The organism is Emticicia sp. C21, assembly GCF_003418935.1.
Taxonomy (GTDB): Bacteria; Bacteroidota; Bacteroidia; order Cytophagales; family Spirosomataceae; genus Emticicia.
Genome location: NZ_QVMT01000009.1, coordinates 161,813 through 186,044 on the forward strand (window position 1 = coordinate 161,813; position 24,232 = coordinate 186,044).

Annotated in this window: 13 protein-coding genes; 8 read left to right on the plus strand and 5 right to left on the minus strand. The window is 37.9% G+C overall.

From position 1 onward, the window contains the following. Positions 1–6: 6 nt before the first annotated feature. Positions 7–1,545 carry a hypothetical protein gene (locus tag D0T08_RS19500; RefSeq protein ID WP_116984362.1) on the plus strand — a complete coding sequence of 513 codons (1,539 nt, stop codon included), beginning with the start codon at positions 7–9 and terminating at the stop codon, positions 1,543–1,545. A 27-nt stretch (positions 1,546–1,572) separates the two neighbouring features. Next, a complete protein-coding gene (locus tag D0T08_RS19505; protein ID WP_116984363.1) occupies positions 1,573–2,469 on the plus strand; it encodes a class I SAM-dependent methyltransferase in 897 nt (298 codons plus the stop codon). A 30-nt stretch (positions 2,470–2,499) separates the two neighbouring features. On the opposite strand, the gene D0T08_RS19510 is transcribed toward D0T08_RS19505, so the two are convergent. Then, positions 2,500–2,997 (minus strand): hypothetical protein, encoded by a 498-nt coding sequence (locus tag D0T08_RS19510; protein ID WP_116984364.1) that lies wholly within the window; start codon positions 2,995–2,997, stop codon positions 2,500–2,502. A 210-nt stretch (positions 2,998–3,207) separates the two neighbouring features. Here D0T08_RS19510 and D0T08_RS19515 point away from each other — a divergent pair, with 210 nt between their 5' ends. The 3 genes from D0T08_RS19515 (at position 3,208) to infC (ending at position 7,177) form a co-directional block, all read left to right on the plus strand. Next, entirely contained in the window at positions 3,208–4,476 is a 1,269-nt protein-coding gene (locus D0T08_RS19515; protein WP_158561311.1) for a tetratricopeptide repeat protein, read from the plus strand. 56 nt (positions 4,477–4,532) lie between these two features. Next, positions 4,533–6,482 (plus strand): threonine--tRNA ligase, encoded by a 1,950-nt coding sequence (gene thrS / locus D0T08_RS19520; RefSeq protein ID WP_116984442.1) that lies wholly within the window; start codon positions 4,533–4,535, stop codon positions 6,480–6,482. 134 nt (positions 6,483–6,616) lie between these two features. Continuing rightward, positions 6,617–7,177 (plus strand): translation initiation factor IF-3, encoded by a 561-nt coding sequence (gene infC / locus D0T08_RS19525; protein ID WP_116984366.1) that lies wholly within the window; start codon positions 6,617–6,619, stop codon positions 7,175–7,177. A gap of 70 nt (positions 7,178–7,247) precedes the next feature. Here the strand turns inward: infC and D0T08_RS19530 are convergent, their stop codons facing one another. Continuing rightward, positions 7,248–8,162, minus strand: a complete 915-nt coding sequence (locus D0T08_RS19530) for an S-adenosyl-l-methionine hydroxide adenosyltransferase family protein (protein ID WP_199538194.1) — start codon at positions 8,160–8,162, stop codon at positions 7,248–7,250. 140 nt (positions 8,163–8,302) lie between these two features. Here D0T08_RS19530 and leuS point away from each other — a divergent pair, with 140 nt between their 5' ends. Next, positions 8,303–11,095, plus strand: a complete 2,793-nt coding sequence (gene leuS, locus D0T08_RS19535; protein WP_116984367.1) for a leucine--tRNA ligase — start codon at positions 8,303–8,305, stop codon at positions 11,093–11,095. 92 nt (positions 11,096–11,187) lie between these two features. On the opposite strand, the gene D0T08_RS19540 is transcribed toward leuS, so the two are convergent. Continuing rightward, on the minus strand, positions 11,188–13,659 hold the full coding sequence (locus tag D0T08_RS19540) for a PIG-L family deacetylase (protein WP_116984368.1): 2,472 nt from the start codon (positions 13,657–13,659) through the stop codon (positions 11,188–11,190). A gap of 230 nt (positions 13,660–13,889) precedes the next feature. Here D0T08_RS19540 and D0T08_RS19545 point away from each other — a divergent pair, with 230 nt between their 5' ends. Beyond that, the gene (locus D0T08_RS19545) at positions 13,890–16,727 is read left to right on the plus strand and encodes a S8 family serine peptidase (protein WP_116984369.1); all 2,838 of its coding nucleotides are present in this window, start codon (positions 13,890–13,892) and stop codon (positions 16,725–16,727) included. 155 nt (positions 16,728–16,882) lie between these two features. Here D0T08_RS19545 and D0T08_RS19550 read toward each other — a convergent pair whose 3' ends face one another. Both D0T08_RS19550 and D0T08_RS19555 read right to left on the minus strand, forming a co-directional pair. Continuing rightward, complete coding sequence (locus tag D0T08_RS19550; protein WP_116984370.1) at positions 16,883–19,423, minus strand: sodium-translocating pyrophosphatase; 2,541 nt, start codon at positions 19,421–19,423, stop codon at positions 16,883–16,885. A 214-nt stretch (positions 19,424–19,637) separates the two neighbouring features. Further along, positions 19,638–22,931 carry a S8 family serine peptidase gene (locus D0T08_RS19555; RefSeq protein ID WP_116984371.1) on the minus strand — a complete coding sequence of 1,098 codons (3,294 nt, stop codon included), beginning with the start codon at positions 22,929–22,931 and terminating at the stop codon, positions 19,638–19,640. Between the two features lie 298 nt (positions 22,932–23,229). Between D0T08_RS19555 and D0T08_RS19560 the strand changes: the two genes are divergently transcribed. Continuing rightward, positions 23,230–24,222, plus strand: coding sequence for an AraC family transcriptional regulator (locus D0T08_RS19560; protein ID WP_116984372.1), 993 nt, complete (start codon positions 23,230–23,232; stop codon positions 24,220–24,222). The last annotated feature ends 10 nt before the right edge of the window (positions 24,223–24,232 follow it).

Consider the following 24,232-nt stretch of genomic DNA (forward strand, 5'->3'; position numbering starts at 1 on the left):
TTATTGATGAGAAAGGCATTTGTTATTATTTTTCTACTCAGTTGCTTTAATATTTCTGCACAGGTTTTAAAAACAGTAGAATTTGAGATTAACGGCAGACCAACATGGCAACAACTGATTCCGTTAGGGAAAGATGGCATTATTCTGTTTGCCAAAAAAGATGTTACAAAGGCTGTAATCGTTAAGTTTGATACTGATTTAAAAAAAGTATGGGAATCTGAGATATTTCTTGATGTAGAAAAGAAGCCGACTTCCTACACCATTGATAAAGAACACATTACTTTTATATTCAGTGAAACAAAGGGAATGTATTATCAGGTTTTTAGTATTTCGCTGAAAGATGGGAAATTTAATAATAGCGGGTTTGAACTAAGAGAGTTTTTTCAGGATCAGGATTATGCGTTTTTCAAAAACCGCATCTTAATGGCAGGAGTCAATGAAAAAGGCGCTGCTTTTTATAATTATAATTTCGATGCAGACTTAGGCGAATTCATCACTGCAGAACTGATTGGTAAAGCACAGGTGCAATACTTTAATTATGATGCAGAAAAGAATATCATAGAAAGTCTCTGGGCAATTAAAGAGTCGGCTTATACCAATGAAAAGAAGAAAAAAGGTGAATTTATTAAAGATGCCTATGTAGTGTATGCTAAATATGATACTACAGGCAAGCTGATTATCAAAAATACAATTGCTTCAAATGCTGGCAATTTCCCTCTTACTGCTACACTAACAGATATTTCTTCTACTACCAAGTATATTTCAGGTACTTATCAGTCTAACTCAGGTGCTAAAGGTATGTATGTATCTAAAGTAGAGAATGGAAAAACAACGACCACGAAATTTTATGATTATCGCCAGTTGTTGAAAGGTATCCCTCCTATTGATGATGCCACGGTGAAGAAAATAATTGACAATTTTGTATTGCTCCCTATTAGGCCTGTTTTTGGTCAAAATACACTTACCATCGGCGGCACTTTCTTTCAGGCAAATTTCCAGACAGTTACAACCAGTACACCTTATTATAATGGTTATGACCCCTACCCAAGTTATGGTCGTTATGCCAATTCTAACTATAATTATCCTCGCACCCAGTCTAAACAGGTTTTTAAGGGCTATAATTATTTGAATGGATTTGTTGCGAGTTTCGACCTCGACGGTAATCTGGTTTCTCAACATAGAATCGATATGAACCTGATTTCTCCACAGGTTCAGGAAGCAATAGCTGTTTCGGAAGATAAATCTACTGCAGTTTGTATCAAAGGGGCCTTAACAGTCAATAATTTCGCTGAATTTGCTCGTCCTGCTACTTATAAACTTTCGGATGAGCCAATTGATGTAAAGAACAGCCAATTTGTGGCTAATTATCACGGTGTGAGAAATTGGTATGAAAATTATTTTATTGCTGACGGAAGTCGTATTAAATTTGAGGCCATAAAAGACCTGGATGCCCCTAAAGAAAAGCCCAACAAGCGCAAAAAAGGGCAACAACAGCTTCCTCAAACAAATATCAAGAAAATTATTTATCTGAGTAAGGTGCAATAAAATTGATTTCATTTAAACGTATTAACCTTGTATCAACTTCTACATCCAAAAATATTCTCTTACGAATTAATAGATTCGGGCAATTTTGAAAAACTGGAACGTTTCGGCGATTATATACTGGCACGTCCTGAGCCACAGGCTGTTTGGGATAAATCTTTAAACGAAGAATCCTGGGAAAAGAAAGCCTCTGCTATTTTTAGAAAAACAAAAGGTAAAGACCAGTTGAGCCCGGATGAAAGAGGTGAATGGCATAATCTGAAAAAGATGCCTGAAAAATGGTATATGAATTATGAGCAAGGAGGCAAAAAATATAAATTCAAGCTTTCCCTCTCTTCTTTTAAACACGTAGGTATCTTTCCTGAACAAGCAGAAAACTGGCAGTATATTGAAGAAAAGCTTCAAAAAATGGGTATTCCAGACCCAAAAGTTCTTAATCTTTTTGCTTATACCGGAGGGGCATCTATTGTTGCTAAAGGCAATGGTGCTGATGTTACGCATGTTGACTCTATTAAACAAACGATTTCGTGGGCAAGAGAAAACATGGATATCAGTCAATTGACTGATATTCGATGGGTGGTAGAAGATGCCTTGAAATTTGTAAAAAGAGAAGTAAAAAGAGGCAAAAAATACAACGGAATCATACTTGATCCTCCAGCATATGGCAGAGGCCCGGATGGTGAAAAATGGATTCTGGAAGAAGGAATCAATGAATTGATTAAAAACTGCCTGCAACTGATTGACGACAAGAACTTCTTTTTTATACTGAACCTCTATTCAATGGGTTTTTCAGCTGTAATAGCTGAAACTATCATTAAGCAAAATTATCCTAATATCACAAATGCTGAAATGGGTGAATTGGTATTGCAAGACTCTTTTCAGAAACGCTTACCGCTTGGGGTATTTTATCGTTTTGCTTCCATCTGAAAATATCCTGCAAAGAAGTATCTTACATCATTAAAATTGAGTTTGTAATAATCTTATTTTTGAAGATTTGAGTTCATCGTGTAAGATAATCAATAAAATATCGAAACCCGAAAAATGCATTCTATTGATTTTTGCTCCCTTTTCCCACTGAAACAATAATTCACCACATTTAAAGCAAATAAATATGCTTAATAAATTTTTATCTTGAGAATCTCCAAATATAACCACGAATCCCGGCTCAAATGCACAACCTGAAACTGGCCCATCCCAATTATAGGAAGATAAACCGAGAAAAAAGCTTTTTAAGTCGCATAAACTAGATACAGCTGGCGTGTCAATAACTTTGTTAATTCTATGTCCATTAAAATGAGTAGAAGTAATTGAGTTCCTATCAGCTTCGGGCACTTCATCTATATCATAAAGAGCGAGTGCGCTACTTTGTATTAATAAATCTATAACTTCGGTTCCTAATAAATTTACAATTCTATTACTCACTGGAGAACTAAAAGAATTTTCTTGATATTCCATTATCGGTTACTTTACACTAATCGAATAATTTTTCTTGAAAAATAGGAATTCAACTTAAAAGATGAAACAATTTGAACAAAAATATAAGTAAGATTAGTTAATCGCTACTCAGTATTAATGCTATCTGAAGAAAATCTATTTAAAAATTCAGAAAACCATACTCTATATTCTCATCAAAGGTTTTTATTGTTAGAAAATTTTCAGATTTTTGTGAAAATATTGGAACATGCCCAACGGCATGCCCTTGAAATGATGCAAAAAACATTAAATATATATTTTTTATTGATTATAACTGTGCTGTTGGCTGCTTGCGGACAGGGCAATCGTGACCGTTCTAAGATTCCACCTTCTCCTTTTCAGTTAGAAAGCGTGATGAATACGGCAGCAGTTGATGCTTTAACAGATGCTATCAGAAGTAACCCAAGTGTGGCAGAAAATTATTTTAAAAGAGCGGCTGTATTTTTGAAAATCAATAATACTGAAAGAGCTATGGAAGATATTAACCGTGCAGATCAATTAAAGCAAAATACGGGCAAATATCTGTTTGTAAAGGCGTTGATATTAAGAAAAATGAAAAGGTATAATGAGGCTTTTTCATTTGCCCAAAGTGCAGAGATTCTAAATGTAGATACCCCGGAGTTGTATACTCTGTTGGGAGATTTATCACAGCAAAAAAATGACATTCCATCGGCAGAGAAATATCTGGCAAAGTCTTTGCAAATTGCTCCATACGATGGTGAAACGCATTTTTATAAAGGAACTTTAGCTGCCAGAAAAGGCGATACCCTTACAGCTATCTCTTTAATTAATAAAGCCATTGAAATGAAACCGTCTTTTAGAGAGGGGTACACTAAACTCACAGAAGTGTTGCAGAATTACCGTATGTATGATTCGGCTTTGGTGGTTAATAAATCAGCTATGATGCAGTTTCCGAATAGTGCAGATTTATTTGTAGAACGCGGTTTGGTGTTTTTCAAATTCGGCCGTTTAGATAGTGCCTTGGTTAATTACGAAAAGGCAGCAGCCATAGATAATAAAAGAACCGATGTCTTGCTGTACTCTGCAGCTATTTACTATCGATGGAAAAGTTATACCAAAGCGCTTGAAAATTACGAAAAAGCACTTGATATTAATGAAGATACTCCTAAGGTTAATTATCTGATAGGTTTGACTCAGGAGCAATTGGGTAATATGGAGGGTGCTGAAGAAGCCTTGAAAGAAGCTGTTGAGAAAAACCCGAATGACGAACAGGCAATTATTGCCCTCAATCGTGTATCTGGACGTGTAAATGATGGTATGACCAATTATACACCTCCTACTCCTTTTAAAGCCAGAAAGCCTGTGACACCTGCACCAAAACCTGTAGTTGTTGAAGAACCCAAAAAGCTTTTAGATACTTCAAGATTGAGAATCAATACCATCAAGCCTAAGGCTAAAGTGAATGTAAAAACAGATTCTGCAAAAAGAGTTGGGTTCTAAGCGAACCATTGTATAGCTATTATTGATTATTTATGTATATAGTACAACCAAGTGTTATGATTAAAATTACATTACCGGACGGAAGCGTAAGAGAATATCCAAAAGGAAGCTCGAGTTACGATGTCGCCCTATCCATTAGTGAGGGGTTGGCAAGAAATGTATTGGCCGCCAAGGTGAACGGAAAAGTTCAGGACGCCAATCTACCTATTGATGAAGACTCAACCTTGCAACTTTTGACGTGGAATGATACGGACGGTAAATCGACATTCTGGCACTCTTCGGCACACTTAATGGCCGAAGCATTGGAAGCGTTGTATCCAGGTGTGAAATTCTGGGTTGGGCCTCCTTTAGAAAATGGTTTCTATTATGATGTTGATACCAATGGTGTTTCGATTTCAAATGATGATTTCAAGAAAATAGAAGATAAGATGCTGGAGTTGGCTCGTCAGAAAAACGAGTACCAACGTATTCCTATGTCAAAGGCTGATGCCATAAAATATTTTGAAGAAAAAGGAGACGAATATAAATTAGACCTATTGTCTGGCCTGGAAGATGGTTCTATCACTTTCTATCGCCAAGGAAATTTTACTGATTTATGTCGTGGGCCGCATATTCCTAATACTGGTTTTATCAAGGCTGCTAAGATTATGAATGTAGCTGGTGCCTACTTTAAAGGTGATCAGAATAACAAAATGCTGACTCGTATTTATGGAGTTACTTTCCCTAAACAAAAGGAGCTAGACGATTATATTCAGCTTTTAGAGGAAGCCAAACGTCGCGACCACCGTAAATTAGGGCAAGAATTAGAATTATTTACGTTTTCTGAGAAAGTGGGTAAAGGTTTACCATTGTGGTTACCCAAAGGTGCTATGTTGAGAGAAAGGTTAGAAAACTTCTTGCGCAGAGCACAAGTCAAAGCAGGTTATCAACAAGTTGTTACCCCGCATATCGGTGGTAAACAACTCTATATCACTTCAGGTCACTGGGAGAAATATGGCAAGGATTCGTTCCAACCGATTACCACACCCGAAGAGGGAGAAGAGTTCATGTTGAAACCAATGAACTGTCCGCATCACTGCGAGATATACAAAGCGCGTCCAAGAAGTTACCGTGAACTACCTTTACGATTGGCTGAGTTTGGAACTGTTTATCGCTACGAGCAAAGTGGGGAGTTACATGGTCTAACGCGTGTACGAGGTTTTACGCAGGATGATGCCCATATTTTTTGTCGTGAAGACCAGGTAGAAGATGAGTTCAAGAAAGTAATTGACCTGGTATTATATGTTTTCAGAGCTTTAGGATTCGAGAATTTCTCTGCGCAGGTATCTCTGAGAGACCCGGAAAACAAAACCAAATACTTTGGAACTGATGAAGCCTGGGATAGTGCTGAAAATGCAATCCGTCGAGCCGCAGCCGAAAAAGGCTTAGATACAGTTGAAGAATTAGGTGAAGCGGCTTTTTATGGCCCTAAGCTGGACTTCATGGTGAAGGATGCTTTAGGTAGAAAATGGCAGCTGGGAACCATTCAGGTAGATTATCAGTTACCACAAAGATTCGAGTTAGAATATGTGGGTTCTGATAACCAGAAACACCGCCCTGTGATGATTCACCGAGCACCATTTGGTTCGCTAGAGCGGTTCATTGCCATTCTGATTGAGAATACTGCAGGTAATTTTCCATTGTGGTTATCACCTGACCAGATTGCAATACTGCCGATTTCGGAAAAATATGAAGATTATGCCAATGATGTATTCCTGACATTACAGGAGAACGATATCAGAGGATATGTTGACCATAGAGATGAGAAAATCGGCCGTAAAATCCGTGATGCAGAAGTAAATAAATTACCTTTGATGTTGATTGTCGGTGAAAAAGAAGCGGAAGAGGGCAAAGTATCTGTTCGCAGAAAAGGCGAGGGAGACTTGGGGGCAATGACTATCGAAGAATTTATTACTTATGCCAAAGCCGAGATTAACAAAAATATCCCGCAGTTTGGGCAAAAATAATGTCTAGTACATTTTAATCATAAAAACAAACAATCCCTACTAAAAAATCGTTTAAAACGATAGTATTGTTTGTTTTTATGATTTTTATTTATAATTTCGTAAAATTCAATTTTTAGCAACCTTAAAATCGTTAAATGGCACAACAACCATTCAATCGTAATTTCAGAAGACCAGTACAGAAAGAAGACGAACATCGTATCAATCAGAGAATACGAGTACCTCAAGTCCGATTAGTCGGCGACAACGTTGAGCAAGGAATATTTGACATCGAGCAGGCATTGGCTATGGCCAAAGCCCAGAGTCTTGATTTAGTCGAAATAGTTCCTACTGCCAATCCACCAGTTTGTAGAATTGTTGATTATTCTAAATTTAAGTATGACCAAAAGAAAAAGCAGAAAGAAATAAAAGCAAAAGCTGCAAAAACGGTCATTAAAGAAATCCGCTTCGGCCCGCAGACGGATGACCATGACTTTAGTTTTAAACTAAAACATGCCATCAGTTTCTTGAAAGAAAATGCCAAAGTAAAAGCCTATGTACACTTTGTTGGACGACAAATTGTATTCAAAGACCAGGGTGTTGAATTATTGAAGCGATTCATTGCCGGGTTGGATGATTATGGCAAACCAGAGGGAGAATTAAAATTAGAAGGCAAGCGTATGATTGTTTTCATTGCTCCTAAAGCTCAGAAGAAATAAGCATTAATTATATAATTCTTAAACAAAAGATGTATCAACTCGATTGATACATCTTTTTGCTATTATATGTTTATTTGCTTACTTCTACTTTCCAATCCCTGCCACTTGAAATCCCATATCTATTGGCAAAGTCATTCATATTTATCCCGATTGATAAATTCATCAAACTATTCATATACAGCAAATTATCTCCCTCTTTTACATCTCCGAAAGTATGAACATAAGGCATTATGCCCTGAAATACCAGGCTATCTTTTGATAACACCTTTACATTCAGCATTTCTCCTGGTTTTACACCTAGTTTATCAAAAGTATTTTTGTCAATATTAGTCCAGACATTACCATATTGAATATCTAAAACTGGAATACCGCCTGAAGCTATACCATTTTCAAACCTTGACTTTGGATAGTCTAGCATTACTAATTGGTTATTTGGAATCACCTCCCCTACCTCAGCAAAACTGATTTTCCCTGATGCTAATTTAGCCCCAGAATAGGCAAATACATCCCGGCCATGAAAAGTGTATGAGTCTTGTGAGTCCGGACGGCGATTAGCACTTGAAATCTCTCTGATTTCTTCTACTCCTTCACTTTCAGCAACTAACGTAAAAAGGCCATTATCCGGGCCTACAAAATAATGATTGGCCTTGGTTTTCAGGATTATGGATTTGCGTTTTGTCCCTACTCCCGGGTCAACTACGCAAACAAAAACTGTTCCCTCTGCCCAATAAGGTGCTGTTTGTTGCAGGCGATAGGCTCCTTCCCAGATATTATAAGTTGGTATCTCGTGAGTTAAATCATGAATGGTTAATTCAGGAGATAGCTTCAAGGCAACACCTCTCATCGCCGCCACTGCTCCATCTTTCACCCCAAAATCGGTCATTAAAATCAGGGCTGATTTAGATTTGTCAGAAGAAATATAAAAAACACCCAAGGCGCCCAATATTAACAGTAAAATAAGACTCAATAAAATTTTACGTATCATAGCTGATAATTTTAGGTTTAATAGCCACTGAAGATAAGTTTTAGGGATAATATTTGACAAATTACAAAATTTGAAGCCTTAAAATGCTATTTTTGCAAAAATTTTCACTCAAACACGTTTACACAATTATTCTATATTATATGTCGGAGTATAACCATCGTGAGATTGACAAGAAATGGCAACAATTCTGGGAAGAAAACAAAACCTATGAAGTAAAGATTGACCATTCGAAACCTAAGTTTTATGTATTAGATATGTTCCCTTATCCATCAGGGGCAGGCTTACACGTGGGTCATCCACTCGGATACATAGCCAGCGATATCTACTCAAGATACAAAAAACTCAAAGGTTTTAATGTCCTTCACCCGATGGGCTTTGACTCGTTTGGTCTGCCTGCGGAACAATATGCTATTCAGACTGGTCAACACCCTGCTATCACTACAGAGGCAAATATCAGCACTTATATCAGCCAGTTGAAGAAAATCGGCTTCTGCTATGACTGGAGCAGAGAAGTTCGCACCTCTGACCCAAAATATTATAAATGGACGCAGTGGATTTTCATGGAGTTGTTTAAAAGCTGGTATAATAAAGATTCTGATAAAGCAGAACCGGTAGAGACATTGTATGAAAAGTTTGCCGAGAATGGTACAAAAGGAGTAAATGCCGTTTGTGATGAAGATGTAAGAAGTTTTACTGCAGAAGAATGGAATGCACTTTCAGAAACTGAGCAATATACTATCTCGTTAAAATACCGATTGACTTATCTTTCGGAAGCAGTAGTAAATTTCTGTCCTGCTTTGGGTATGGTATTATCAAATGACGAGGTGAAAGATGGTGTTTCTGAACGTGGAGGTTACCCGGTGATTCAGAAAAGAATGCAGCAGTGGATGATGCGCATTACTGCTTACGCTGACCGCTTGATTAGTGGTTTAACTACCATTGATTGGTCTGATTCATTAAAAGAGCAACAACGCAACTGGATTGGCCGCTCGGTTGGTGCCATGGTAAAGTTTGAAGTCGAAAATAAGCCAGACACCTTAATTGAGGTTTTCACAACCCGAGTTGATACAATCTATGGGGTATCTTTTATGGTTTTAGCACCCGAGCATGAATGGGTAACTAGTTTAACCACACAGGAACAAAAAGAAAGTATTGACAACTATATTACTGAAACTCAAAAACGCTCTGAATTAGACCGTATGTCTGATGTAAAAAAGGTTTCAGGAGCATTTACAGGTAGCTATTGTATCAATCCATTCAGTGGAGAAAAAGTACCTATCTGGATTGCAGATTATGTATTGGCTGGTTATGGTACAGGCGCAGTAATGGGTGTACCATCAGGTGATCAACGAGATTGGAATTTTGCGACACATTTCAATCTACCAATCGTTCCGATTTTAGATTCTCAGCAGGATATTGAAACTCAGGCCGATGCTACTAAGGAAGGTAAATATATCAATTCTGGTATTATTAATGGCCTAGGTTATCAGGAAGCAACTAAAAAACTAATTGACTCATTGGAAGAAAGAGGCATTGGTAAAGGAAAAGTAAACTACCGCTTAAGAGATGCGGTTTTTGCCCGCCAGCGATATTGGGGTGAGCCTGTTCCTATTTATTTTAAGGACAATTTGCCTTATTTAATCGATGAAAAAGATTTGCCAATGGTTTTACCCGAAATTGATAAATATCTACCAACAGAAGATGGTGAACCACCACTAGGTCGTGCCGATGGCTGGAATTACAAGGGTAATCAATACGAACTAAGTACAATGCCGGGTTGGGCAGGAAGTAGCTGGTACTGGTTCAGATACATGGATGCTCACAACGAAAACGAGTTTGCCTCAAAAGAAGCCATTGATTACTGGCAGAATGTTGACTTGTATCTGGGTGGTACAGAACATGCAACCGGACACTTATTATACAGCCGTTTCTGGAACAAATTCCTGAAAGACAGAGGTTATGTGCCACAAGAAGAATATGCCTTGAAATTAATTAATCAGGGGATGATTCAAGGGAAATCAAGTTTGGTTTATCGTTTGAAATCAAGTGAGGGAGCTGACAAAAACCCGATTTTCGTATCGTACAATTTAAGAAACCAGTATGAAACCACTACAATTCATGTTGACGTAAGTTTAGTTAAGAATGATGTTTTAAACGTTGAGAAGTTTAAAATATGGAGACCAGATTTAGCCAGTGCTCAATTTATTCTTGAAGACGATAAATACGTTTGTGGTTCTCAAGTCGAAAAAATGTCTAAGCGACTTTATAATGTTGTTAATCCAGATGACATTGTAGAAGAATACGGCGCGGATACTTTCAGATTATACGAAATGTTCTTAGGGCCATTGACAGAAAGCAAGCCATGGGATACTCGTGGTATTGAGGGAACTCATCGCTTTATCCGTAAGCTATGGCGATTGTTCTATGATCAGAATGGTAAATATATAGTGACAGATGCTGAGCCGACAAAAGCAGAACTGAAAGCATTGCACAAAACCATTAAGAAAGTGTCTGAAGATGTTGAGAGCTTCTCTTTCAATACATCAGTAAGTACTTTTATGATTTGTGTGAATGAACTATCTGATTTGAAATGCTCTAAAAAGGCTATTCTGGATCAGTTAGTAATTGTTTTATCTGCTTATACCCCACATATTTCAGAAGAATTATGGGAGATATTAGGTAATGAAAAAGGGACAATCACTCACCAAAGCTATCCGGAATTTAACGCTGATTATCTAATAGAAGATTCATTCGAATATCCCATTCAGATAAATGGTAAAGTAAGAACTACTATTTCATTCCCGGCAGATATGAGCAAAGAAGATATAGAAAAAGGAGTTTTAGCCAATGAAAACGTTATCAAATGGTTGGAAGGTAATACACCTAAAAAATTAATTATAGTGCCTAAGAGAATTGTGAATGTGGTGATTTAAAAAATACCCCTAACTCCTGAAGGGGAATTAAAAAAGCTCTTGCCAAATAAATGGAAGAGCTTTTTTCATCCCCTTCAGGGGTTAGGGGCATATCACTTACCTACTGAAATCATATTGGCAAATAAACGATAAGCTCCCGGCACACCCGCAGGTAATTCTCTGAAAAAAGCTAAGCCTGTAAATACAAAATTCCCTTTGCCATATTTGGCATATAATACGCTCCCCTCTTCCTCTCTTTCATTGGCATCATGCATCGAGAAAATGGTTTCATACTCTTTTGCCCATTTATCTGCAAAATACAGTCCTCTTTCCTGAATCCAGCCTTCAAAATCTTTTTGCGTAATTTTGTTTGGTGTATTTAATAATACATGAGCAGGGTTTAAGATTTTTACTTCGGCATTTTCGTCAGTCACACGACCGCGTCCGATACCAAAGTTATACGGCCCCATTTCTTTTACTTTTGATGTTCCATAGAAAGCATTTGTCTGATACTGCGTAACTACTGTTCCACCATTTTTCACATAATCCATCAATTTCTCCTGAAAGAACTTCAAATGTTCTTCAGTATTGTAGGCACGCACTCCTACAATGATGGCATCATATCCTGTTAAGTCTTTACCCAATTCAATAGGAGTAAGCATAGTTACCTGATAGCCAATCTGTGTCAATGCTGCAGGTACTTCATCACCCGCACCGGCTATATAACCTATTTTTGTCCCTTTTTTCTTTAAATCTATTCTGATAGCCTTTGCTTCTGAAATAGGATAAAGAGTCAATGTTGGAATATGCTTGTAATCTATCGTAGCAATGCCGCGATTATAAGTACCATTGGCCGTTTTTACAACCGCTTTTAAACTTATCTCTGAGGCAGTGGTAGATGGGAATACTTTGAATATTACGTTTTTCTCTTCGTATTTATCTTTCAAATCAAAGTTAATAGAAGCAGGTTCGGCTCTCCAACCGCTCGGAATACTTAAGGCAATAGAACCAGACACATTTCTCTTACCCGCTTTCAAAGTTACATGCACATCTTTTGGTTGATTATCGGCAAAGGCATAAACCTTTTCATCAATAGTCGCCATCACTTCCGGACGAACTTCAAAGTAGCGATATATTTCACCAATCGATGGCTCAACAAATTTATAGGTCAATGGCGTCTGGAAATTGAATTGCTTGCCTTCAATTGAAAACGTATAATCACACACTAAATCGGCTTGCTTAATGGGTAAACCTCTTAATAACTGGTCATTTACTTTATAAAATCCCTTTTCTTTCTCTTCCATTAACCAATAAGGCTGGGTGATAGGTGTGATACTTGGTATTTGCAAATCAAAATTCTGATTGACAGGTACATTGTAAGCCAATTTCAGATTCATGGCTGAATCTTTTCCGGTTCCCTTAAAACTTACTTTCTCTAATATAATATTGGCATTTGACCGAGCCACTACATTGAGATTCACTTTAATCTTGTCACCACCAGCTACCGAATAATCTGATGGATTTGCCTCAAACCATAACCCAGCACATGCCAATATCAAGTCTTTTACCTCATTTTTCTTATAGGTTGTCCAAACATTTTCTTCCAGTCCATTAATAGCATTATAAATATTAATCAAAGCCGGGACTGATGCAGATGGGTTTTCAACCTTAAAGTTGCTTAACATTTCATTTACTAATCCCTGCACTTTTTCACCACCTTTCACACGTTTCCACGTCATATCAATACCATCAAATAGATCCTCTTTTGCAGGCTCTCCAACTTTATGCAAGGCATAATCTACGCGTTGCCCTCTTGTTCTAGCCGAACCAAAGCCCTGACTTTTATGCATACTTCTTGCCTCCGCAGCTATTTCTGTATAAGATTTCCCTAGCAAAGCATTATAATTTCCTAGTTGAATTTTAATATAGCTTCCCTCTTCAGGAGAAGTATTCTGAAAATTAGGTGAGAAAGAATTCCACACCACACGTTTTACCTGCCATGGTTTTACGTAGGCCAATTGCTCAGGAAAACGATTTGGGTCTGCCGCAGCCTTATATGCTTCTTCTGATAATACAGCAGATGCTGAATGATGACCATGACCTGCGCGTGCATCGGGCGGGAAGCGATTGACCATTATATCAGGCTGAAAATTACGGATTCGCCAAACCAAATCTGAGAGAATTTGTTCTTTGCCCCAAGTGCTTAGAGCTTCGTCCGTAGTTTTTGTAAAGCCAAAGTCATTGGCTCTTGTAAAATATTGTTCGCCACCATCAATGCTTCTGGCGCCTAAAAGCTCATGCGTTCTCAAATAGCCAACGTATTCACCTTGTTCAGAGCCTATCAGGTTTTGTCCGCCATCACCTCTGGTCATGGCTATATATCCTGCACGAACCATCCTCTCTTTCGAAAGCCAAGTAATAAAAAGTGTATTTTCGTCATCAGGGTGCGCAGCAACATATAAGACGTTTCCTACTACATTCAATCGTTTCATCGCCTGTATGATTTCCCCTGCACTCATCTGTTTCGTTTGCCCGAAACTAAACGTATAATAAAAAAGGAGTAAAAAAATTAGGGTTTTCTTCATTGTTATCAAAAATTATACAATATTTAGGTTTGAGCGGCTAATGACCGATGATAGATTTCTTGAATTACATTTTTTGGGATAAATTTGTTCAATAAATGAGACACTCTATGCAAATATATTTATTTAATATAAACACACTGCTGTGAGTAGACGTAGGGATTCACTTAGTCTGCAAAAAAGGTTTTATCCACTGTTTCTATTGGTCAGAAAAATACTAATGATCCGAATCTATGCGTACAACTCTACTTATTTTTGCCACACTTATCACATTTACCACAATAGGTCAGAAAGTTAATAAAGATTTTATTGATGGAGAAATTTATTTAAAAGTGAAACAAAAGCCTCTAGGTGCTGTTTCGAGCGCTGTTAATTTGTCGAGCGAATTGCAGTTTTTACAAAAGTTTTCTTCCGAATTTGTTTTGCAACAAGCTACCAAACCGTTTTATACTAACAATTCGGAAAATCTTCAAAAAATATATCGCTTAAAGCTGAAAAATCCTGAAAGAACGGATGAAATGCTTAAAACATTAAAGCAATTACCAGAAGTAGCTTTAGTTGAGAAAGTTCGGTTCAGACAAATCATTGCCACACCTAACGACCCTAGTACAAATTCGCAGTGGTTCCTGAATAAAATTAAAGCCTTCGAAGCATGGGATGTTAACCCGGGTGGTGCCAGTGTTGTAGTAGCAGTTGTTGACAATGCCATTCAAACCAACCACCCTGATTTACAAGCCAATATGTTGCCCGGAAAAGATCTGGGAGATGATGACAATAATCCTAATCCACCTAATATTACATTTAGCCATGGTACACATGTGGCAGGTATTGTGAGTGCTGTCTCTAATAATAATCTGGGCGTTGCTTCGGCAAGCAATAATCGCGTAAAAGTCTTACCAATAAAAGCTACTCCTGACGGGGCTGACCCAAGAGGTATTTATTTTGGTTTCGAGGGAATTTTATGGGCAGCTGATAACGGAGCAGATATTATTAGTTTATCATGGGGTGGCATTGGATTCTCGCAGGCTGAGCAAGAAGTGATAGACTATGCCTATAATAAAGGCGTTATTGTGGTGGCCGCTGCTGGCAATGAGGACACATCTGTTGAAAGCTACCCTGCTGCTTACAGACATGTGATTGGTGTTGCCAGCTTAGATAATAATGATCAACGAAGTTCTTTTTCCAATTATGGCTCCTGGGTAGATATTTCTGCTCCCGGTCGTGGAATTTTCAGCACTTATCCATTTAATACTTATTCCTCACTTAATGGTACTTCTATGGCTACGCCGTTGATTTCAAGTGCATTAGGATTTATCTGGTCTTGTTTTCCCTCACTAACACCCGCACAATTAGAAAGTCTATTAAAAAATACTGCTGACAATTTAGATTCCGCTAATCCTGGTTACAAAGGGCTATTGGGTGGCGGTAGAGTTAATTTGCTCAAAGCTATATCTTGTGCAAACAAAGGTTTGGCATCCGCCAATATCACGGTTAACGGTAGTTCATTTATTTGTCAAGGCCAGTCGGTTGCTCTTAATGCTAATCCTGGAGCTGGCAATACCTATCAATGGTTCAAGGATGGGGTACTTACTAACATTACCACCACCTCATTTAATGCCAGTGCTATAGGAAATTATCAAGTAATTATCAGTAATGGCAGCTGTAGCATACTTTCAGAAAGAACAAAAATATCTTTGAATTCTTCTTTTACAAATGCTCCGACTGTTACAGATAAAGAAGCTACGTATTGCACAGATTTAAGCCAGAATGGAGGCTTAAAAGCTACCGCAATCAGTTGTAATTACAGTGGCCCGACTACTTTTACATATAATGGCCCGCTAGTTGGTTATGATGGTTTTGATAAGAGTGGTGATGATCCCACAGTAAACGTATTTAGCCTGACAGGCACAGCCACAAGCATAAAGGTTTCTGTTACCTGGCAAAAGAAAGATCAATTCGATAAAAACTCCTGTGATGATGAAGACGGCGGCAGTACTCCCTATAATGATGAGGTTTCTTTCAAATTACAGTCTCCTAGTGGTAAAATTATTACCCTAATTGCTAACGGGGTTTATTCAGGGGGAGCATCAACATCAGGTATTGTAACCACTGTTTTTCAGACTGGTGCGGGTCAAATACCCCAAGGGTCAGTACCAGCATCAGGTACATTTGCTCCAGCTCAATCATTTGCTACCTTCCTTAATGAGAATCCAAGTGGTATATGGACATTATTACCGGAAGACGATAACGCAATTGACCCCTTGTGCGTAAAAGGCTTTTCTATGACTATAACTACTAATGGAACAAATCAACCTCCTGCTATTACCTGGTGGAGTGCTGCCAGTGGTGGAAATCTACTGGCAACTGGTTCTGATTATTTTCCTTCAACTACTAATATCGGAGAAAAGACTTTTTTTGCACAGGCAATTTGTGAGGGATTATGCCCGAGTCCGCGGATAGCTGTTAAATTAACTGTATTAACTATTCCACAGGTATATGTTTTTCCGGTCTCTTCCAATGTCTCTAATAATTCAAAATTCAAAGAATTGATTCAGAAGCAAACAATCAGGTTTACAAAAAATGATCAGAACATTTATCAGATTTATGATGCTTCTAATCCCCAGTCTGATTATGTTCCAATTGGTGATACTCCACCTTTAACAAGTCCTGTAACGCTGTGTACAACCGGAGAATCTTATTTATTAATAGCACAGGATTGCCCGACAAGCGTGATAACCTGGAACAACGGGGCCAATGGGCAGTCGTTGATGGTCACTCCTTCCTCTCCAATAGGTTATAATGCTTATTGTCATAAAGAGTGGTCGCCATGCGCACCTATTTCTTCTAACAATATTTTGTTTGTTTCTCCTGCAGACGCTGTTGCTATTAATAATAAAGTATATGCTAATTCTGTGCAGACTTTTACAGGTAATACTATTACTGCTACCAATTTTATAGAAACACCGACCCAAACCATTTATAGAGCTAATAATTCCGTTATATTAGGTGCAGGGTTTAGTGTAAGTGCCAATAGCGTTTTTACAGCAAGGATTGGGGGCTGTGGTGATTGATTTGTATTCTTGTTAGACGTATTCTATCTAAGGTATATTACCCATCAATTTCCATATCTATAATAAACAACATTAAACTATAAAAGAAAAGCCGCTGATAAAATTTATCAGCGGCTTTTCTTTTATAGTTTAATCAATTGTTCTTACAACAAATATTAGGCGTTTTCGAAGCGCGAAGCGTTGATTCCTAAGCCAACAAGTGCTGCTTTAACAGCCTTGGTACGCTCGTTTGCCAGTTGTGTATCATTGTCTGCAAAACTGCCTACTTTAACGTTTACATTAGGATACGCTTTCAGAATTTCAGCAACATTCAAAACTTCATTCATTGAATTCGCTTCAATTGAAGCACTTCCGTTAACAAAGTTTAAGCTACTAAAATTGAATGATACTTTCTGATTTGACGATGAAGCTTGAATTGATTTAATCAATTGGTCTTCTACCCCACCCTCAAGATAATTAAGGGTTACACCAGTTGCCAGGGTTTGATTGATGCTTGTTGGTAAAGATGATTGTACCACCTCAGTTTTTTTGTTTTCCAAGCCTGCATGGTTTGATTTTACTGCAATGTAAGGAGCAATAACCAAAGAAACGATTGACATCAATTTAATCAAAATGTTCATTGATGGGCCAGAAGTATCTTTGAATGGATCACCTACAGTATCACCTGTAACAGAAGCTTTGTGAGGTTCTGATTTTTTATAGTAAGTCTCGCCATCAATGACAACACCTTTTTCAAATGATTTTTTAGCATTATCCCATGCACCACCTGCATTTGACTGGAACATCCCCATCAATACACCAGATACTGTTACACCTGCTAATAAGCCACCAAGAATTTCTGCCGATGAAGTACCTTCAAAAACTCCTTTAAATCCAAAACCTACTATCACTGGCACTATAAGGGCAATAGCGCCCGGTAAAATCATTTGTTTGATTGATGCTTGAGTAGAAATTGCGACACATTTTTCATATTCAGGTTCAGCTTTATATTCCATAATACCCGGAATTTCGCGGAACTGGCGACGAACTTCGTTTACCATTTCCATAGCTGCCTTACCCACAGCCGAAATACAAAGGGCACTGAAAATAAAAGGAATCATACCACCGATAAACAACCCTGCTAATACGGGAGCTTTGTAAATATCAATGGCCGAAATACCTGCAATACCAACGAACGCTGCGAATAGTGCCAATGAAGTCAAGGCTGCAGAAGCAATCGCAAAGCCTTTTCCTGTCGCAGCGGTTGTGTTTCCAACAGCGTCCAGATTATCTGTACGTCCACGTACTTCTGATGGTAGTTGAGACATTTCTGCAATACCACCTGCGTTGTCTGCAATTGGACCAAAGGCGTCAATGGCTAATTGCATAGCTGTTGTAGCCATCATACCTGCTGCTGCGATAGATACACCATATAAACCAGCAAAGCTATATGATAAGATAATACCAGCCGCTAAAACGATAATTGGTAATACTGTTGATTCCATACCCACTGCTAAACCACCAATGATGTTAGTAGCATGACCTGTCCCTGATTTCTGAACGATTGATAATACAGGGCGTTTACCCATAGCAGTATAGTACTCCGTAATGATTGACATCAAAGCACCTACAACTAATCCAACCACAATAGCCCAGAAAACACCCATTGAGGTAAACTCATGACCACGAAGACTTAAATTTTCAGGTAAAATTTGAGTTACCAGGAAGTATGAAGCGATAAGTGTAATAACAATGGAAGCCCAGTTACCTAAATTCAATGCATTTTGTACAGAAGAGTCTTCGCTGCTGATACGTACAAAGAAAGTTGAAACCAAAGAGGCAAGCAAACCTACACCTGCAATCATCATAGGAAGGATTACTGGAGAGAAACCATTAAAGGCATCAACAACGCTGATTTCTTGTCCTAATACCATGGTTGCCAGGATGGTGGCTACATAAGAACCAAATAAGTCAGCACCCATACCTGCTACGTCACCTACGTTATCACCTACGTTATCGGCGATAGTTGCCGGATTACGAACATCATCTTCAGGAATACCTGCTTCTACTTTACCAACTAAGTCAGCACCTACGTCGGCAGCTTTGGTATAAATACCACCACCAACACGAGCAAATAAGGCAATAGACTCAGCACCTAATGAGAATCCTGCTAATACTTCGATAGCTTTTTTCATGTTATCAGAAGTAAGCAACTCACCTTTTGCAAAATAGTTATAGAAAATAATGAAAAGACCGCTCAAGCCTAAAACTGCCAGGCCTGCCACACCCATACCCATTACCGAACCACCAGTGAAAGAAACTTGAAGCGCCTTTGCTAATGAGGTACGAGCTGCTTGTGCTGTACGTACGTTAGCTTTGGTAGCGATTTTCATACCAATGTAACCAGCAGTAGCTGAAAAAACCGCACCAATTAAGAATGCTACAGCAATAATAGGGGAAGAATGAATTGGGGATTCGGCAGTGCCCTCGCTTGAGCCTAACCAAGCTAACAAGATAGCGGTTGGAATGGCAAAAAAAGCTAAGATTCTCCATTCTGCTTTTAAGAACGCAATGGCTCCATCGGCTATATAACCTGAGAGTTTTTGCATATTAGCGTCTCCGGTTGGTTGGTTAGAAACCCAACTAAAGCGCCAAGCAGTGTAAAGTAATCCGATTATTCCGAACACCGGAACAAGATAGACAATCATTGAATCCATAATGAAATATTTGAGTTTAGTAAGTATTTTTTTTACAAGGTTTGCAAATTTAACAGAAGAAGTTGAATTTGAAAATGTGATAATTTGAAAATTAGAACGAAGAATTGGGTACTTATTAATAAATATCTTATTATCAATTAATTATAACAAACATTAATTTGAGAGACATAAAAAAATTATTACTTAATTAAGTTTTTTTTGCACTTTGCTTTAATTAATTGCCACACGCATTTTCAATGTTCGCTAAAAAAGTACTATTCCCACCAACTGAGAACCCCGGAAGAAATAGGATTGCATTATCAGCTTTAATAGTGGTAGCCGAAAGTGTATTGACTTTACTAATGGCTGAAACACGGTTGCCAACAAATGTCTGTAAACCTTTTTGCGGAACAGCATTATTTATTACCACCTCCGTTGGTTTTATTTCAACAACCTGGCTTTGAAAAGGTGTCCAACAACCTGTAGCTTGCTCTTTACATCTTACTGAATATGTATTTGTTGTGGTAGGGCTAACAATAATACCTACACCCGTTTCATTGGTGGACCATTGAAATGGAGCCATGCAACCTGTGCCTAATAATAGAATATCTGAGCCGCTACATATTGTAATAGGGTTAATCAAAGGAGCTCTATCTGAAATAATTGCCATCTCATTTCCACTTTGAATAGTTACCGGATTATGATTACTAAGATTTGCGTTACGTAGTAATGGGTTAATTTCTGTAGACTGTGCTGAACTTATGGCATATGCCATAATGCTGGGTGGTGCAATGTCAGCAGGACTGATACTAAGATTTACAGTATATCTATCACTAGGGCAAACCCCTGCACAATGATTTTGCACATAATAAGTATGCATTCCAATTAAAGTATCCCCAGGCACAAATTCATTGCCCGCGGCGAGTAAAGTTCCTCCTGTATAAGATGTCCACCAACTAAAAGTATTGGGTAAACTAACATTATCTATTTGAATTTCAAGAGCAAAACCTGAAACACAGAGCGGATCACCGCTTGAATTATCATTTGGTAATAGTGTCCATGTTCCATTCGCATTCTGTCCAGTAAACACTGAAAGAGCCTGCTGTGGAGCAAATGTACCCGAAGCAGGTGCTGACTGAGCAGCTATAGGAGGTTTACCGTCCTCAAAAACGATTGTTATTTGTCCATTATACTCATAATAATTATAGGTATTGCTTGGTAAAAGTGTCAGTATGGTGCCATCAGGTGATTGGATTTTGAAAGATAATTCATCATTGTACGGAAAACTACCCAAATGCAGTGAACTGCAATCGTTTAATCCAATCTGATCTTTTTTATCAAAGGTAATTGTAACTTTTAGCTTACCCACAGACTGTGTCGCTAAATCACTTACAGTAATTGAAGGATTATTACCTGTTTGCTCATTTCCATCATATCCAATAACATTGCCAGTGTAGGAATAACTCTTGATGACCGAACCAATACATGAATTGGCTGTAGCTTGCAAACCATTGCCGACTTGTAAACTTGTTCCCTCACAAATTTCTCTATTCGTCACTATAGGAGGTGATGCCCTGTGTGTAGTTATTACAATATTTAGTTTGTTAGATTTTACTACACACTGTCCCAACTTCTGTTCTACTAAAAACTCCCCTGCTTCCGAAACCTCATAAGTTAAACCAGTTGCACCATTTATTATTTGGCTATCTTTTTTCCATTGATAGTTTGTGTTGGTAGTTGCATTTACTGAAAGCTTTGTAGTTTGTCCTAAACACAGGATAGTAGAATTATCAGAGGTAATGGTGGGATTAAGTGTAATAAATGAAAGACTAACAGCCGGAGAAGAGGTTGCGCATCCGGTACCTGATAAGGTAACCGTATAATTTCCATCCTGCTTAGCATAAAATCGATAAGCATTTAATCCTATATTATTATTATCTTTTTTCCATTGATAGTTTACGCCCTCTAGATTGTGAGCAGTAAGCAGAATAGAATCACCCACGCAAGCAGTAGTTAGACCAACATTTATAGTAACGCTACCAGGGATAACGCTTACTTTTACTGAAGTTGCCGCAATAGCACAAGTACCTTTACTAACAATTACAGTATATTGCCCGGTTTCTGAGGCAGTAAATGTAGGTTGATTTGTACCAACGCTCGTACCATTTTTTTTCCACTGATAAGATGCGCCTGCAGTCGTATTGCATGATAGTTGAATTGTGCCTCCTGGACAAAGAACAGTTGTTGCTGACGGCGTAATAATTGGTTGAATATTATCTTCCATGCAGGAAACAGCCTTTAACACATTTATTCTGCCACTACCTAGTAAACCAGAGTAACTTGAATTTTGTGAATCTATATTATCGCAAGTACTCTTAATCAGATTTTCTAGTTCTGATTGATTAAGATGTGGTTTAACCGACCATACATAGGCAAAAACACTACTTACAATTGGCGCTGCCATTGATGTACCACTCAGATAATCGTACTTATTAGTGGGTATGGTACTATAAATATTACTGCCCGGAGCTACTAAATCGACAGTTGTACCATAGTTGGAGAAATAGCTTTTTTCGTCAAGAGATGTTACACTTGCAACAGAAATTACACGATTGTAAGAAGCAGGATAATAAGTAGTATTTTGACCGTTATTTCCTGCAGCAGCAATAATCATTACCCCTGAAGCATATGCATTATCAATTACCGACTGGTTAGTAGCTGAATAGGCACTCCCACCCCATGAAATATTAATAATATTCGCCCCATTCGCCACTGCCCATGAGATCCCTTCATAGCCATGATAAACATTCTCCGATGAAGCATTGTTGGGTGTGGCTTTTATTGGGAGTATCTTTACTCTGTTAAAACCTACCGAAGCAATTCCCATACCGTTATTAGTAACAGCCCCAACCAAACCTGCTACGTGAGTTCCATGAAAAAAGGTGGTATCTGGTGGAGAAGGGTCATTATCATTGTCAGATACGTCTCTTCCGGCTAACATATTACCTGCTAAGTCGATATGATTGGTTTGTATCGCATTATCAATGACAGCTACTACTATATCAACCCCACCCTGAGATATATCCCATGCCTCGTAAGCTTTTATTTTGTTCAGATAATACTGATTGCTAACTTTAGTATCGTTAGCAATAGAAATAATCTGATTATATGGAACAGGTTCAACATATTCAATGCTATTGTCTTTAGCGATTTCTTTAATATATTGATGAATGAGTTTTGGGTTCCCAATTTTGACACGATAGACTCTCTGCAGGTCGCTTGAGTTGGAGAAATAAAAACTGCGTTTAGCTTCTAAAACATTAGAAATATGATTGGCTTTCGATAAAAAAGGTAATTCGGCCGATATATTTACGGCACCATTGGGTAAATTAAGATTAATCTTTGGAAACTCTTTGAGTTTAATATACACCTCCCCATCCAAGTAATTCTTTTGAATGGTTTGGGCAAAAATGAAATTTCCTGACAAAATTAGTAACACACTTGAAAACAATAGGAGTTTTGTTCTCATGCAATGGCATTTTAATCGTGACTATTTAATGTTATTATACGGGGCAAGGAATATTTGATCGTGTTTTCTTAGACATAAGCATTATTCATGCCATAAGTGCAGGTGAAATAGGATTAAAATTACTTTAAACGAAAATGACAAGAGTAAAAATACTCGTTTTTTTTATTGATTGGCAAATAAGATGGTTCATGTCTTTAGCTTTTACGAACTCACAGAGAGTATAAGACATCATATACATTTTGTAGCAAAGTATCAAATTGAATATATTTGATAAATTTTAAAGCTATTACAAAGAATTATGTCGTTCAACCAAATCATTATCAGTATCTTCTGCGGTATATGTCTATTTAATTGTATTCTGATTGTTACTGTATTGCTTTTTCAAAATGGCTTCAAACAAAAGCCTCAACTTTTTCTGGCATTAATGCTTATGGGCTTAGGTTTTAGATTGGCCAAATCTTTCTTTGTTTTTGTCCCTATTTCGTACCCTGGCATTGGTATTATGTTGGGTGCAACAGGCTTGCTCTCAGTTGGACCTGCTCATTATTTATATAGCTTGAGTAGTATTGGCAGAAAGATTAACCCAATCCATTATTTGACTTTTCTACCCTCTATTGCTCTAATAATTACTTATATTGTTGGAGATGCTTCTAAGCCTATTTCATGGGCTTATGTATGGGGTATTGCCTGCCTGGGTGTTTTTCAAGCGGCTTCAGTGGTGGCAGTGAAAGGTAAAGGCTTACCTAGATCTTATACTCTTTTTTCGGGTGGTGTAGCTTTGTTCTGGATAATATTTGTGCTACAGTATATGATAAATAGCATCAATTTTTATGCAGCCGGCACGTTTGCCGGAGCTTTAATCTTATATGCTATAAATTTCAGGATATTGACAGAAACATCCTTTTTCTCTCTAGTAAAGACTCCTAAACAGATGGATGAAAAGCAGGCAAGTGAAGTGCTCGGTCAGGTTGAAGAATTAATGAAATACCAGGAGTTATTCAAGCAAAAAGGCTTATCAATTAATGAAGTAGCTAAATATACAGGTCAACCTGCTTATCTGATTTCTCAATCTATTAATTCAGGTTATGGTATAAATTTCAATGAGTATGTGAACAGATTCAGGATTGAAGCTACAAAAAAAATGCTGGCCGATGCTGTTTCAAATGACAAAGTAGAATCGATTGCTTCTCAAGTTGGTTTCAAAAGCAATACCTCATTGTATCAGGCATTTAAGAAAGAAACCGGAATGACACCCCACCAATATCGTAAACAGCTCATCGGCCAGATTTAAAGTAAAAATC